Annotated in this window: 12 protein-coding genes; 8 read left to right on the forward strand and 4 right to left on the reverse strand. The window is 39.0% G+C overall.

The window, feature by feature from the left end:
* Window positions 1-34 precede the first annotated feature (34 nt).
* From AXF23_RS14475 to sucD, 4 genes are read left to right on the forward strand one after another with little or no spacing between them, the layout of a single operon-like run.
* Window positions 35-946 carry a phosphate acyltransferase gene (locus AXF23_RS14475; RefSeq protein WP_009011179.1) on the forward strand — a complete coding sequence of 304 codons (912 nt, stop codon included), beginning with the start codon at window positions 35-37 and terminating at the stop codon, window positions 944-946.
* A 39-nt stretch (window positions 947-985) separates the two neighbouring features.
* Window positions 986-2,050 (forward strand): butyrate kinase, encoded by a 1,065-nt coding sequence (buk, locus tag AXF23_RS14480; protein ID WP_089365989.1) that lies wholly within the window; start codon window positions 986-988, stop codon window positions 2,048-2,050.
* Between the two features lie 54 nt (window positions 2,051-2,104).
* A complete protein-coding gene (sucC, locus tag AXF23_RS14485) occupies window positions 2,105-3,244 on the forward strand; it encodes an ADP-forming succinate--CoA ligase subunit beta (RefSeq protein ID WP_089365990.1) in 1,140 nt (379 codons plus the stop codon).
* A gap of 12 nt (window positions 3,245-3,256) precedes the next feature.
* A complete protein-coding gene (gene sucD, locus AXF23_RS14490; RefSeq protein WP_107625966.1) occupies window positions 3,257-4,129 on the forward strand; it encodes a succinate--CoA ligase subunit alpha in 873 nt (290 codons plus the stop codon).
* A 95-nt stretch (window positions 4,130-4,224) separates the two neighbouring features.
* Here the strand turns inward: sucD and AXF23_RS14495 are convergent, their stop codons facing one another.
* Window positions 4,225-4,746: a hypothetical protein gene (locus tag AXF23_RS14495; RefSeq protein ID WP_107625967.1), complete on the reverse strand. Its 522-nt coding sequence runs from the start codon at window positions 4,744-4,746 to the stop codon at window positions 4,225-4,227.
* Window positions 4,747-5,415: 669 nt separating this feature from the next.
* Entirely contained in the window at window positions 5,416-6,618 is a 1,203-nt protein-coding gene (locus AXF23_RS14505) for an esterase (RefSeq protein ID WP_107625969.1), read from the reverse strand.
* A 1,288-nt stretch (window positions 6,619-7,906) separates the two neighbouring features.
* Between AXF23_RS14505 and trxA the strand changes: the two genes are divergently transcribed.
* Both trxA and AXF23_RS14515 read left to right on the forward strand, forming a co-directional pair.
* On the forward strand, window positions 7,907-8,416 hold the full coding sequence (gene trxA / locus AXF23_RS14510) for a thioredoxin (protein ID WP_009011186.1): 510 nt from the start codon (window positions 7,907-7,909) through the stop codon (window positions 8,414-8,416).
* A 9-nt stretch (window positions 8,417-8,425) separates the two neighbouring features.
* Window positions 8,426-8,782: a MarR family winged helix-turn-helix transcriptional regulator gene (locus AXF23_RS14515; protein WP_089365994.1), complete on the forward strand. Its 357-nt coding sequence runs from the start codon at window positions 8,426-8,428 to the stop codon at window positions 8,780-8,782.
* A gap of 156 nt (window positions 8,783-8,938) precedes the next feature.
* On the opposite strand, the gene AXF23_RS14520 is transcribed toward AXF23_RS14515, so the two are convergent.
* Together AXF23_RS14520 and AXF23_RS14525 are read right to left on the reverse strand one after the other, a co-directional pair.
* Window positions 8,939-10,480: a RapZ C-terminal domain-containing protein gene (locus AXF23_RS14520; RefSeq protein ID WP_107625970.1), complete on the reverse strand. Its 1,542-nt coding sequence runs from the start codon at window positions 10,478-10,480 to the stop codon at window positions 8,939-8,941.
* A 124-nt stretch (window positions 10,481-10,604) separates the two neighbouring features.
* Complete coding sequence (locus tag AXF23_RS14525; RefSeq protein WP_107626171.1) at window positions 10,605-10,814, reverse strand: hypothetical protein; 210 nt, start codon at window positions 10,812-10,814, stop codon at window positions 10,605-10,607.
* A 483-nt stretch (window positions 10,815-11,297) separates the two neighbouring features.
* Between AXF23_RS14525 and AXF23_RS14530 the strand changes: the two genes are divergently transcribed.
* Both AXF23_RS14530 and lpxD read left to right on the forward strand, forming a co-directional pair.
* On the forward strand, window positions 11,298-12,518 hold the full coding sequence (locus AXF23_RS14530; RefSeq protein WP_089366054.1) for an HD domain-containing protein: 1,221 nt from the start codon (window positions 11,298-11,300) through the stop codon (window positions 12,516-12,518).
* 50 nt (window positions 12,519-12,568) lie between these two features.
* The gene (gene lpxD, locus AXF23_RS14535; protein WP_089365996.1) at window positions 12,569-13,609 is read left to right on the forward strand and encodes a UDP-3-O-(3-hydroxymyristoyl)glucosamine N-acyltransferase; all 1,041 of its coding nucleotides are present in this window, start codon (window positions 12,569-12,571) and stop codon (window positions 13,607-13,609) included.
* The last annotated feature ends 1 nt before the right edge of the window (window position 13,610 follow it).

Here is a 13,610-nt window from a genome sequence, read left to right on the forward strand (position 1 = left end):
ACAATATAAATCTATAACTGAAAATCGATTAACTATGCCTGGAGAAAGAAAAATTATCCATGACTTTAAACAGCTAATTCATCTTCTTAATGAAAGAAAGATTTGTAAACGAACAGTAGTTGTATGGCCAGAAGAGAACCATACACAAGAAGCTGTGTGTAAAGCTGTACACGATGGTTTCATAGAGCCTATATTAGTATGCTCTAAACAAACTATGGAAAACTATGCTAAGAAGAACTCCTTTCAATCAATTCTTGCTGAATCACCAGAGGATGCAGCACGAAAAGCAGTTGAAGTAGTGAGGAAAGGTGATGCTGACATCATTATGAAAGGTTTCCTTAATACCGATGTCCTCTTACGTGCTATACTTGATAAAGAAGTAGGAATCCTACCAAAAGATACGGTCTTAACGCATATTACTGCTGCAAAGTTACCAGAGTATCATAAACTACTTTTCTTTACAGATGCTGCTGTTATCCCTTCTCCAAATGATAAGCAACGCAGAGCACAGGTAAAATATATTGTAGATTTCTGTCATGCCTTTGAGATAGAATGTCCAAAAGTAGCCCTTATCCATTGCTCAGAGAAGGTAGACGAGCGCCATTTCCCATATACTCTTTCATATAGAGCACTAAAAGAAGAAGCTGAAGCAGGAGTTTTTGGTAAGTGTACAATAGATGGCCCATTAGACTTAATAACATCTTGTTCAGTTGAAGCTATGAAGATTAAGCAGATAAACTCCCCCATAAATGGCGAAGCCGATGCTTTGATTTTCCCTGATATAGAGGCAGGCAATCTGTTTTATAAGACGATAACACTATTCTGTCATGCCGAGACTGCTGCTATTCTTCAAGGAACTATGGCACCAGTAGTGCTCCCAAGTCGTGGTGATACTATTGAATCTAAATACTATAGTCTCGCCCTTGCGAGTCTTATCTCCAGATAGTCTATATACATTATATATAAGGTATACATATAAAACATTATGGCTTACAAGATTTTAGCTATCAACCCAGGATCGACATCAACCAAGATATCGCTTGCAAATGACGATCAGCCCGTCTTTGTTGCAGACATTGCGCACTCAAGAGAAGAGCTAAGCAAATTCAAGCGCATATCCGACCAATATCATTTTCGCAAGCAGGTCGTTATTGAAGAATTAAAGAAAAGAAATATACCTTTAGACTTTGATGCCGTTATAGGACGAGGTGGACTTGCAAAACCAGTGTCAAGTGGTGTGTTCACTATCACAAAGCAAATGATAATAGACCAACAACGAGCTATTCATCAACATGCTTGTGATCTTGGTTGTATGATTGCAGACGAAATAGCACGAGATATTCCTAACTGTAAGAGTTTTATTGCTGACCCTGGTGTAGTGGATGAAATGGAACCAGAAGCACGTCTGTCTGGTTCTCCTCTCATGCCACGTATGTGTATTTGGCATGCTTTAAACCAGAAAGCAATAGGCCGACGCTTTGCAAAAGATATGGGAACATCATACAATAAGTTAAACCTTATTATATGTCACTTAGGTGGAGGAATCTCTATCGCAGCCCATTCACATGGCAGGGCAATTGATGCGAACAATGCGTTAGACGGTGAAGGACCATTCTCACCAGAGCGTGCTGGAACTCTTCCTGCAGCCGACTTAATTCATCTCTGCTTCAGTGGAAAATACACAGAAGAACAGTTATTGAAGAAAGTCAGTGGCCATGCAGGTCTTATTTCTCACCTTGGAACAAATGACCTACGTGAGATTATTAATTGGATCAATGCTGGTGACAAGCATGCTGAACTTGTTGTATCAGCTATGATATGGCATATTGCTAAGAATATAGCTGCAGAAGGAGCGGTGTTATGCGGCAACATAGATGCCATTCTGCTTACTGGTGGTATGGCAAAGTCTGATTATATCATCGAACGACTCAAGCAACGCCTTTCGTTCCTTGCACCTATTTATGTTTATCCAGGCCAAGATGAGATGCAGGCATTGACGGAGAATGCCTTAGCAGTACTCCGAGGCGAGCGTGAAGCGAAGGATTATTAAACAAAAAGAACCCTAAACAATTAACATATAGTTTATAATTCAAAACTAAATCTTATGAAGGTACATGAATACCAAGCAAAGAAATTCTTTGCAAGTTATGGGCTTCCAGTAGATCGCAACATTATTTGCCGTACTCCTGATGAAGCTGTTGAAGCCTACAAGCAATTAGGTGTTGAGAAAGCCGTGGTGAAAGCTCAGGTTCACACGGGTGGACGTGGCAAAGCTGGTGGTGTTAAACTTGGTAGCAACGAGGCCGAGATTCGCCAACATGCAGAAGCTATCTTGGGTATGGATATCAAGGGATTCATTGTAGACAGAGTGCTTGTCAGCGAAGCTGTTGACATTGCTTCAGAGTACTACATGAGTATCCTTGTTGATCGCAAGTCAAAGTGTCCTATGTTAATGCTTAGTCGTGCTGGTGGTATGGATATTGAGCAAGTAGCAAAGGAGACACCAGAAAAGATTGAGAAGATTGTCATTGACCCAGTTGTTGGTATGAGCGACTATCTTGCACGTGAGGCTGCTTTCAAGCTTTTCGATGACATGGCACAGGTTAAACAGGCCGTACCAATCTTCAAGAATATTTATAAACTCTTTACAGAGAAGGACGCTTCACTGGCAGAGATCAACCCATTAGTAATGTTGAAAGATGGTTCTTTGAAGGCTATCGATGCCAAGATGACCTTTGACGACAATGCTCTCTTCCGTCATCCAGATGTTGCTGAATTATTCGAGCCTACAGAGGAAGAACGCAAGGAACGTGAAGCAAAAGACAAGGGATTTAGCTATGTGAACCTTGGTGGAAGCATTGGTTGTATGGTTAACGGAGCTGGTCTTGCTATGGCAACCATGGATATGATCAAGTTATATGGTGGTGAACCAGCCAATTTCCTCGATATTGGTGGTAGTTCTAACCCAGAGAAGATTGTTGAAGCTATGAAACTTCTCTTGAGTGATAAGCATGTAAAGGTTGTGTTAATCAACATCTTCGGTGGTATTACCCGTTGTGATGATGTTGCTAACGGACTCTTGGAGGCCTTCAAGGTTATTGAGACAGACATCCCTATTGTCATCCGCTTGACTGGAACTAACGAAGCAGAAGGTAGAGCCATCCTTGAGGGAACTCACTTCACTGTCGGTACAAGCATGGCAGATGCAGGACATAAGGCTGTAGAACTAAGCAAAAAACTTTAAAACACAAGAGTTATGAGTATTCTAATTAATAAAGATACAAAGTTAATCGTACAGGGCATTACAGGTCGTGATGGTAGTTTCCACGCTTCAAAGATGAAGGAGTATGGCACCAACGTGGTTGGTGGAACGTCTCCTGGCAAGGCTGGTCAGGAAGTATGTGGCATTCCTGTATTCAACACAGTTAAGGATGCTGTTGCAGCAACAGGAGCCAACGCATCTATTATCTTCGTCCCAGCCCCATTCGCAAAAGATGCTATGCTTGAAGCGATTGATGGTGGTGTAAGCCTCGTCATTTGTATCACTGAGGGCGTGCCAACGCTTGATGCTGTTGCAGCACAGCGTTATGCTAAGATTAAGGGAGTCAAGGTAATTGGTCCTAACTGTCCTGGTCTTATTTCTCCAGAGGAGAGTATGGCTGGTATTATGCCAACTAATATCTTCAAGAAGGGACATACTGGTGTTATCAGTCGTAGTGGTACACTTACCTACGAGGTTGTTTATAACCTCACACAAGCTGGTTTGGGACAATCCACAGCAGTCGGTGTTGGTGGTGACCCAGTCGTTGGACTTTATTTTGAGGAGCTTCTTCGTATGTTCCAAGACGACCCAGAGACAGACAGTATAGCGCTCATTGGAGAGATTGGTGGTGATGCTGAAGAGCGTGCTGCTAAGTTTATTAAGGAGAACGTTACCAAACCTGTTGCTGTATTCATCTCTGGTCAGCAAGCTCCTCCGGGTAAGCAGATGGGACACGCTGGTGCTATCATCTCAAGTGGCTCAGGTTCTGCAAGCGAGAAGATAGCAGCTTTTGAGGCCGTAGGTGTACCTGTTGCACGTGAGACAAGTGAAATACCAGAACTCCTTAAGAAGCAATTAAAGAAGTAAAAAGCTTGGTATTTAAGCCAATTTCTATAAGATTTAGAGGAATATCCACTAAGGGTATTCCTCTATTTGATTTCTAACAATCCTATTGTAAATCATCATTTTGAGCTGGTTATCAACACCTTATCTATGTAATACACATGGGGCAAGGTTTCTTTAACTACTAATCGAACTTTTAAGTGATTAACAACAGAGTCACCATATATTCTATAAAGCTCTTCTGATGTTGGTGTTGCCGAAAGTTGTATAAACTCCCCTTTATACTTACATCGAATACCGCTACTACTTGACCTGCTTTCTCTTCCTATAGGAGTATAGTGCTCAACGCCAATATATTCAGTTAAATGTCCCCCTACACTTTTGCTTCTCGCCACATTTAATGCGTAGAAACTAAACCATACTACAAAGAATATACATCCTGTTGCATGAAGATAATAACGCAAAGCATCAATTCTTTTAAGCAGCATATAGGACAATATGAATATAGGAGTATTCAAAGAGAGCGCATAGATGTATGTATCTATTATAAAATTTCTTCTCAAATATAACAATAGAAATAGTCCTGCTACAGCTAAGAAGTACCATAAAGTATCTTTCTCAAGAAGACCTTTTAGTTTCATAATCCTATTTGTTTGTATAAACGCATCGTCGCATATAACCTTTATTACAAGGATAAGGGGCGTACTGAAGAAAAGGTTTCATTGCTTCCCACCATGATAACCTTTTATATAATGATACATGCAGATGATTGAAAGTAAACCTATAGAGAGGAATCCAGCTCTAACAAATATATCATCTCTTATATCATAAAACAGTATATCAGTCCATTTATTATAATACAAAGGCTTATATAGCTTGTTTTCATTAATATCTTTTCTACTTACAGTGACGGTGTAATCCTGTCCCATATATCGTACTATAATATAAGAGGTAATATTTACAGCTCCACTATGCTTAGATACGATTTCGTATGACTTTATAGGTCCGATCTCAAGTGACTTATTATCGTAATAAACAGCAACTATGCTGTAAACCAAATATATAAGCCAAACCAGCACAACTAACAAGATACATTTCCGTATTTGACGATATTCTATCCTATTGACCGACATAGTCTTTATACTATATTGCACAATCTTTTAAATCTCAACTATCTTTCCCTTGCAGCTTACGAACGTTTCTCTTCGAAGAAATAACCAATTGAAAGTAACGCTACAAAGAGTCAACACAACGTATAACAGGCAGCAAAACGTATGTAGGAAATGAACTGAAAGCTTTATCGAGACTTCTTACTTGAAAATCTTTTGTACAAAATTAGCCAGATACTCTCTCCAGTTTCGCCAAGTATGTCCGCCTTTCGTCTTAAGATAAGAGTATTTATAAGATTCTTTATCCAATGCTGCACGGAGACTATCATCATCCTTTGAGAGAAAATCGTCCTTACCAATACCAATCCATATAAGCTTAGGAGATTTCTTACACAGCGTCTTAAACTTCTCGTCAATATTCTTATATATATAAGAAAGCGTATCGCCATCCTTCGCCATTCGATTGACTGCAGAAGAGAACAAACCAATATAATTAAAGGAGTTTGGATTATTTAAAGCAATATAAAGCGAATGAAAGCCACCCATAGACAGTCCTGCAATCGCTCTGTTTGCCTTATCCTTCTTCACACGATAGGTCTTTTCTACAAACTGTATAATATCAGGAAAGGCTTTTTCAAAGTTTCCATCCATTGTTTTTGGATACTGCGTTGTAGCTACTACAAGTCCTTTAGATCCCTCACCCGGAGCTGCTTCCTGCGAAATATTACCATTTGGCATTACTACTACCATTGGTTCTGCTTTTCCTTCAGCGATAAGGTTGTCCAAAATCTGTGTGGCACGTCCTAACTCATCCCATGCATCTTCATCGCCTCCCATGCCATGAAGCAGATAAAGAACAGGATAGCTTCGCTTGCTCGTTTCGTAACCAGCTGGCGTATAGACAGTCATACGACGTTGAAGACCAGCCGTTGGACTATCATACCATACCTTTCTAACAGTTCCATGGGGCACATTCTTTACAGCATATAACCCATCTACACCACCGCCAACAAGTACTACACTGTATCTATTACCAATGTCACGCACTGTATATATATTCTTTGGATCCGTAATCTTTACACCATCAACTATCAAATTATAACTGTAGAACTCTGGTTTCAAGGGTGGAGTTGTCAGTGTCCATCGTCCGTTCGCATCTTTATTCATCAACTGTGGGCGCCAATCTCCATCCGCATACTTATCTGGAGTATCTTTCCCAGCATATAAGAAATTGCCAGTCAGCTCTACCTTCTCAGCATTTGGAGCAAAAAGACTGATAGTAATAGAATTGTCATCATTCACTACTGGTGAGACAATCTCGTTATCTTTCCAATTAAGCACTTCCTGTGCTGCTACTAAGGAGAAACTTGCAAGGCAAGCAAAGAACAGGACAAACCTTTTCATGATTTCGTGTTTTAATTTATTGCATTAACTTTTTTTTCAACGTATAAGTACTCAACTCTTAAAGTGTAGATACACATTTAATTATATTATGTACGTAATTACAGCTCAAAGAAATTTTTACCAACAGAACTAAAAGCTATGAGACAAGTATATGAAGAATCTCCCCACTCCCTCAAACGCTCTTTCACAATACCCCTGCTTATACTCAATAAGCATAAATTTGATTTATAGCTCTGTTGGAATCTGTCATTTGAAAGTCTATTACTCTTTGGCAAAGGTAATCAAAAAACATATAAATTCAAATTCATAAACAGAAAAACTAAAATTCAAGGATACTATCAGTAATTACCAACAGACGCTATTATACAAATAATTTTAATTTTGTTTTGCTGTCAATTTTAACATTTCATGTAAACATACTATAAATCAATTAGTTAACAGCTAATATCAGATGACAGCAGTGACAGCAAATTTCATTTTGAAAATTCAGCTTTGTTTTAAACACATAAAAGATAAAGCAAAAAGACTCAATCAACCAAGTAGGCTTCGTTCTTCCTACTTAGGAGAAATAAGGTTGTTTATGAGGTTACTCCTTCAAAAGCAGCCTTCCCCTTTCATGAACTAACTGGCAATGACCAAAGAGACGTAATGAAGAACGTAGTAAAATGTGTAGTCACCCCTATAAGACTATTGAAAAAGGAGAAGCAACGGCATAAATACAGAAAGAAAGTGTAAAGATATTTTAGGACACACTGTCCACTTCCTATTGAAAAGGGCTGAGAGAAGTGTGTAGAAGAGGCTTATCTGCGTTCAAGAACATGCCCTTCTTGAAGACAGAAGACGCCCTTCTTGAAGCAAGAAAGGCATCTTCTTCGGCCATACTTATAACATATTGATTTATTGTATGTTATAAGCTTAATTATTACAGACACTACACTTTTACCGTGAAGATGTACACCTTTGCATTATGTCATGATTTTTCATCGTTCTACTGATTGTTTCGTAATAAGGAGTAAGTACCGAACTATTTTAAGAGAGATACTGGTAAATGTAAGAGAAAACAATCTTCTCGCCCAGAGAACTTACTTAAAAGCAATATAAAACGTATGAAAATGCAACTAAAAGGTCGGATGAGATAAAATTGAAACATCATGAATAATTTTCCATTGGAAATTTGGTAGATAGTAAAATAATACTTACCTTTGCAACGTTTTCCTAAGGAAAGCAAAATGAACAATAACAAACCGAGTAACAAAAAGACTTCGGTAAAATAAAGATTACACATATAATGAAACGTACAGCAACACTTGTAGTGGCTATCATGGCATTAACACTGACTGCTTGCAAGGCAGATAACAATCCTAAAAAACAGGATAACAGTGCAATGACTACAGAGCAAACAGGAGTAACTAATCAAAATGAAGGAAAGGAAACAAAGATGACTGTAACAGAAATGAACTCAGAGATGTTCCAACAGAAGGTTATGGATTTTAAGAGTAATCCTAAGACATGGAACTTTAAAGGTGATAAGCCTGCTATTATAGACTTTTATGCAACATGGTGTGGTCCTTGCAAAGCAACGGCTCCTATCCTTGAAGAGATTGCTGGTGACTATGCAGGCCAGATTGATGTATATAAAGTTGATGTAGACAAACAGCGCGAATTGGCAAGCCTTTTCGGCATTCGTTCAATCCCATCAATACTCTTCATCCCTAAGACTGGCGAGCCATCAATGCAGACAGGAGCTATGAATAAGGCTCAGTTTGAGGAGGTTATTAAGTCTGTCTTATTGAAGTAAAGACCAATAATGGATAATCATTGCATCAGTAAGATTCGTGAAATATTTCGTGTCATCACCTCTTTTGAAAGTAGACTACAACAGCAAATAGGCTTGAACATCAATGAAGCGATGTTGTTATGTCTACTCTCAGAGAGCGAAAAACCTATGTTGGCAGGCGAGATAGCCGAAGAGATGGGTTTGACACGCTCTAATACTTCAAAGGTGATAGCCTCATTAGAGCAGGCTTCACTTATTCGCCGACGTGCTTGTTCGGAGGATGGTCGCTGCCAAAGATTCCATATCACAAAGCATGGTTTAGACAAATTAGACCATTTGCATTGTGACTCTATAGCGGTGCCTGAAGAGTTAAAGGAAATAATATAGAATATATTGCAATCTTTCTGAGCAAGAATAAGCGTTAATAAATATAGGGACGTATAGACAGTGAGTTGCCAAATGGCCTGTTAAATACTCACGAACTATACGTCCCTATGCTTATTCTATTATCTAAAACCACCTACCCTATAAAGCTCCTAAGTATTATTTAGCTTTTAGAGTCTGCTCGATACCTTGTTCTCTGTGCGTTATGTGTACTTCTATCCCATATTTCTCATTAAGATGTTCAGCAAGATGCTGTGCGCTATAAACAGAGCGGTGCTGTCCACCTGTACAACCAAAAGAAAACATCAAGTCGGTGAATCCACGTTGCATATAGCGCTCTACATGATGGTCAGCAAGCTTATAAACAGGCTTCAAGAAGTCGAGTATTTCTCCATCATCCTCAAGGAAGCGAATGACAGGTTCGTCTAATCCCGTAATCTTCTTATATGGCTCGTATCGACCAGGATTATGAGTACTTCTACAGTCGAACACATAACCGCCTCCATTACCAGATGTATCTTCAGGAATACCCTTCTTAAAAGAGAAACTAAACACGCGCACTACCAGCGGACCCTTACCATCATATTTAGAGAATGTGGCAGGACCATCTAATGGATTAGCCTTATAAACATCTTTCTCTGCTGTTTTCAAGCCATCAGTCCTATTGGCCGCAGGCTTCTCTATATGCGCAAACTGTGGCAATAATGTCAGTCGCTTCAACATATCCATCATGTAAGGATAAGGAAAAACATCATCTCCTAAGGCCAAGAGATCACGTAAATTTTGTATCGCAGGAGGGATAGAATCAATGAAATGTTTCTTCCTTTCAAAATATCCACGGAACCCGTATGCACCTAAGACCTGTAACGTACGGAAGAGAACAAACAACGACAATCGATTGACAAAATGGCGTTTAGAAGGAACCTCCGTATAATTCTTAAGGCTTTGATAGTATTCAAACACCAATTCACGACGCAGTTTAAAAGAGTACTTTGCGCTTGCCTGCCACAGAAATGACGCAAGGTCATAATAGAAAGGTCCTTTTCTTCCACCTTGAAAGTCTATGAAATAGGGGCTTCCCTCCTTGTCTAACATTATATTACGAGCTTGGAAATCACGATAGAGAAAGGAGTCCATTTTCTCCGAAGTCAGGTCTTTCGCAAACATACGGAAGTTTGCTTCAAGCTTTAATTCATGGAAGTCGAGCTCAGTTGCTTTAAGGAAGCAATACTTAAAATAGTTCAAATCAAAGAGTACACTCTCCTGATTGAATTCTGGTTGTGGGTAACAATTAGAGAAATCTAACCCTCTTGCGCCACGCAATTGAATATTTGGCAATTCTCTTATAGCATTGCGTAACAGTTTTTGTTCAGCAAGATTATAGCGTCCTCCAGCCTCTCGCCCACCCCGTATCGCATCGAAGAGCGACATGTTTCCAAGGTCTGTTTGTAGATAACAAAGTTCATCTGCAGAAACAGCCAATAGGTGTGGTACAGGTAAACGCCGCTTTTCAAAATGCTTGGCAAGATAGATGAAGGCATGATTTTCATCTCGGCTTGTTCCTATAACACCAATAACAGCATTACCATCTTCATCAAACAATCGATAATACTCACGGTTGCTACCTGCGCCAGCCAACTTTTCTACATTTGAGGGTCTACTACCCTTCCAATTCGTATATAGTTCTAATAGTTGCTCCATAATCCATTTTGTATATGTAGGCTAATTGCAGAACGACTCGTATTGTCTCGTTCTCCTTCTACATAATGACCTCTATGATTTTATAGCTTTAGAATGATTAAGCTACAAAACCACATGTCTAAAATTAATCGTCTTGCTCCTCAAGCTTATTCTTAATATCTTCAGCATGTTTCTCACCTCGCTTTTTATGGTCGTACTGACGCAATAAACCATCTATCAACAGTAGGATAGCAAGGACTCCACCAGTAATAAACCATGACCTTGTGAGATAGTATATGCACCCGATAACTATGAAGAGCACAACAAATTCTTTCCAGTTAATCAATCGTTTCATGCCTACAAAGTTAACGAAAAGATTATAGATAAGGAATGAAACAGACAAGTTTTTATGTTATTTATTCTAATCTATCGTTTTCCCTGATTTGATATTCTTGCTGCCTGATAACCATGTGAGTTTTGTTTGTCATAGGCGAAACAGGGGCTTACTAATTGCAACTTACGTTTTTCGCAATCCCAATCTTACCATTGATTAAGCTTTCAAAAAATCAGTACTAAGTCTTCGTGATATTATTAATAAGCCCTTGTACACAGATTGAGAATAAGAAATAATAAGCAGGATAATCCCTTAAAAAATTAGTAGAAACTGATAAATTTGACATTGAAATTGGAATATAATACAACAAATATGGCTTTGAAAGGAAGCAGAATGGTCTTTTCTACATGATACCAGTAAATTATTAATAGGACAGGCTGTTGTCTAAAGGAAATATATTACCTTTGTAATCTAATGATAAAAGAGCAAGATAACATAGAAAAGATGACAGATGCAAAGATAATAAACGACCCTGTTTTTGGATTTATAAAAGTGCCACGTGGATTGTTACTTGACATCGTTCGTCATCCACTTATGCAACGACTTACACGCATAAAACAATTAGGGCTGACACAGGAGGTGTATCCAGGTGCACAGCATACACGTTTCCAACATTCTTTAGGTGCTTTTTATCTTATGAGTGAAGCTCTTGTGTCGCTACAACAGAAAGGAGTCTTTGTCTTTGATAGTGAGGCTGAGGCTGTACAAGCAGCTATTCTCATGCACGACATCGGTCATGCTCCCTTCTCTCATGTCTTGGAGAACACACTCATCAGCGGTATAACACATGAAGAAATATCATTGATGATGATGGATCGAATCAATCAAGACATGCATGGAGCACTAAATCTTGCTATTAGTATCTTCAAAAACGAATACCCAAAGTCCTATCTCCATCAACTTATCTCCAGTCAACTTGACATGGATAGGCTTGATTACCTTCGTAGAGATAGCTTTTTTACAGGAGTAACAGAGGGTAATATCGGTTCAGCACGTATCATCAAGATGCTTAACGTGGTTGACGATGCGCTGGTGGTTGAGTCAAATGGAATCTATTCTATTGAGAATTATCTTACTTCCCGACGGCTTATGTATTGGCAGGTATACCTGCATAAAACAACAGTCGGATGTGAGAATGTTCTTATAAATGCTTTGCACAGAGCCAAACACTTAGCAAAGAAAGGGGTTGAACTATTTGCCTCACCTGCCCTTCGCTACTTCCTTTACAATGACATAACTGCCGATACTTTCCATAAAGATGGAAAAGCATTGGATAACTATATAGCATTGGATGACAACGATATATGGAGTGCCATTAAAGTATGGCAACAACATGATGACAAGATACTTTCACTCTTGTCATCAAATCTAATAAATCGGAAAATATTTAAGGTGGAAGTGCGAGAGAAGGAACCTACAGAAGAAGAACTTAAACAGCTTAAACAACAGATTTCAGAACGATATGGAGTAAGTATCACTGACTGCGATTACCTTGTAGGAGTAAATCGAGTACAGAAAGATATGTACAATCCTTTCGACGACCACATCAGTATTCTCTATAAAGATGGTACGATGAAGGATATAACCGAGGCGTCAGAGATTTTGAACATAGAATTACTCTCAAAAAAAATATGCAAATATTACCTCTCTTATCAACGTTTCTAAATAAAAATCCCTATCTTTGCACAAATAATAATCAATAAACGGCAATATAAATGGAATTCTCTGCGAAACAAATATCGCAATTCATACAAGGTTGTATTGAAGGTGATGAAAACGTTACCATTAATACTTTCGCCAAGATTGAAGAAGGTAAGAAAGGAGCTATCTCCTTTCTTGCAAACCCTAAATATATACATTATCTTTACGAAACAGAGTCCAGCATTGTCCTCGTAGATGAAGACATTCAAGTAGATAAACCCGTTAAGCCTACGCTTATCCGTGTGAAGAACGCACGCGATTGTGTTGCAAAGTTGCTGCAATTATACGAGGGTATGAAGCCTAAGAAGCAGGGTATCGATTCTCTTGCCTTTGTTTCATCTAAGGCAACCGTTGGTAAGGATGTGTATATTGGTGCCTTCGCTTATATCGGTGACAGTGTTACTTTGGGTGATGGCTGTCAGATTTATCCTCATGCAACGATAATGGATGGTGTGCAGTTAGGTAACAATTGTATTGTTTATCCAAATGCAAGCATCTATCATGATTGTAAGATAGGCAACAATGTCATCCTCCACTCTGGCTGTGTGATTGGTGCTGACGGTTTCGGCTTTGCTCCTAATCCAGAGACCAACAGCTATGACAAGATTCCACAAATTGGTATTGTCACAATAGAAGATAATGTAGAGATTGGTGCCAACACCTGTATTGACCGCTCAACTATGGGTAGCACATACGTACGTAAGGGTGTTAAACTCGATAATCTCGTTCAAATAGCACACAACAACGATATTGGAGAAAATACTGTAATGTCTGCGCAAGTGGGTATTGCAGGTTCTACCAAAGTTGGACAATGGTGTATGTTTGGCGGGCAAGTGGGTATTGCTGGTCATATCACTATTGGTGACAAGGTATTTCTCGGTGCACAGTCAGGAGTTCCTGGTAGCTTAAAGAGTAATCAACAACTCATTGGAACCCTTCCAATGGAACAGCGTGCTTACTTTAAGTCACAAGCAATCTTCCAACGTTTACCAGAGATGTACAAGCAGTTGAATGCGCTACAAAAAGAAATAGAAGAACTGAAAAAGAATAAATAAC

Origin of the sequence: Prevotella sp. oral taxon 313, assembly GCF_003043935.1 — a bacterium.
In the GTDB taxonomy this organism is placed as follows: domain Bacteria; phylum Bacteroidota; class Bacteroidia; order Bacteroidales; family Bacteroidaceae; genus Prevotella; species Prevotella jejuni.

Excerpts from the sequence above, each read along its gene's own strand:
- buk (WP_089365989.1), top strand. The coding sequence starts at position 986 with ATGGCTTACAAGATTTTAGCTATCAACCCAGGATCGACATCAACCAAG.
- AXF23_RS14505 (WP_107625969.1), bottom strand. The coding sequence starts at position 6,618 with ATGAAAAGGTTTGTCCTGTTCTTTGCTTGCCTTGCAAGTTTCTCCTTA.
- sucD (WP_107625966.1), top strand. The coding sequence starts at position 3,257 with ATGAGTATTCTAATTAATAAAGATACAAAGTTAATCGTACAGGGCATT.
- lpxD (WP_089365996.1), top strand. The coding sequence starts at position 12,569 with ATGGAATTCTCTGCGAAACAAATATCGCAATTCATACAAGGTTGTATT.
- sucC (WP_089365990.1), top strand. The coding sequence starts at position 2,105 with ATGAAGGTACATGAATACCAAGCAAAGAAATTCTTTGCAAGTTATGGG.
- AXF23_RS14525 (WP_107626171.1), bottom strand. The coding sequence starts at position 10,814 with ATGAAACGATTGATTAACTGGAAAGAATTTGTTGTGCTCTTCATAGTT.
- AXF23_RS14495 (WP_107625967.1), bottom strand. The coding sequence starts at position 4,746 with ATGAAACTAAAAGGTCTTCTTGAGAAAGATACTTTATGGTACTTCTTA.
- AXF23_RS14530 (WP_089366054.1), top strand. The coding sequence starts at position 11,298 with ATGACAGATGCAAAGATAATAAACGACCCTGTTTTTGGATTTATAAAA.
- trxA (WP_009011186.1), top strand. The coding sequence starts at position 7,907 with ATGAAACGTACAGCAACACTTGTAGTGGCTATCATGGCATTAACACTG.
- AXF23_RS14515 (WP_089365994.1), top strand. The coding sequence starts at position 8,426 with ATGGATAATCATTGCATCAGTAAGATTCGTGAAATATTTCGTGTCATC.
- AXF23_RS14520 (WP_107625970.1), bottom strand. The coding sequence starts at position 10,480 with ATGGAGCAACTATTAGAACTATATACGAATTGGAAGGGTAGTAGACCC.
- AXF23_RS14475 (WP_009011179.1), top strand. The coding sequence starts at position 35 with ATGCCTGGAGAAAGAAAAATTATCCATGACTTTAAACAGCTAATTCAT.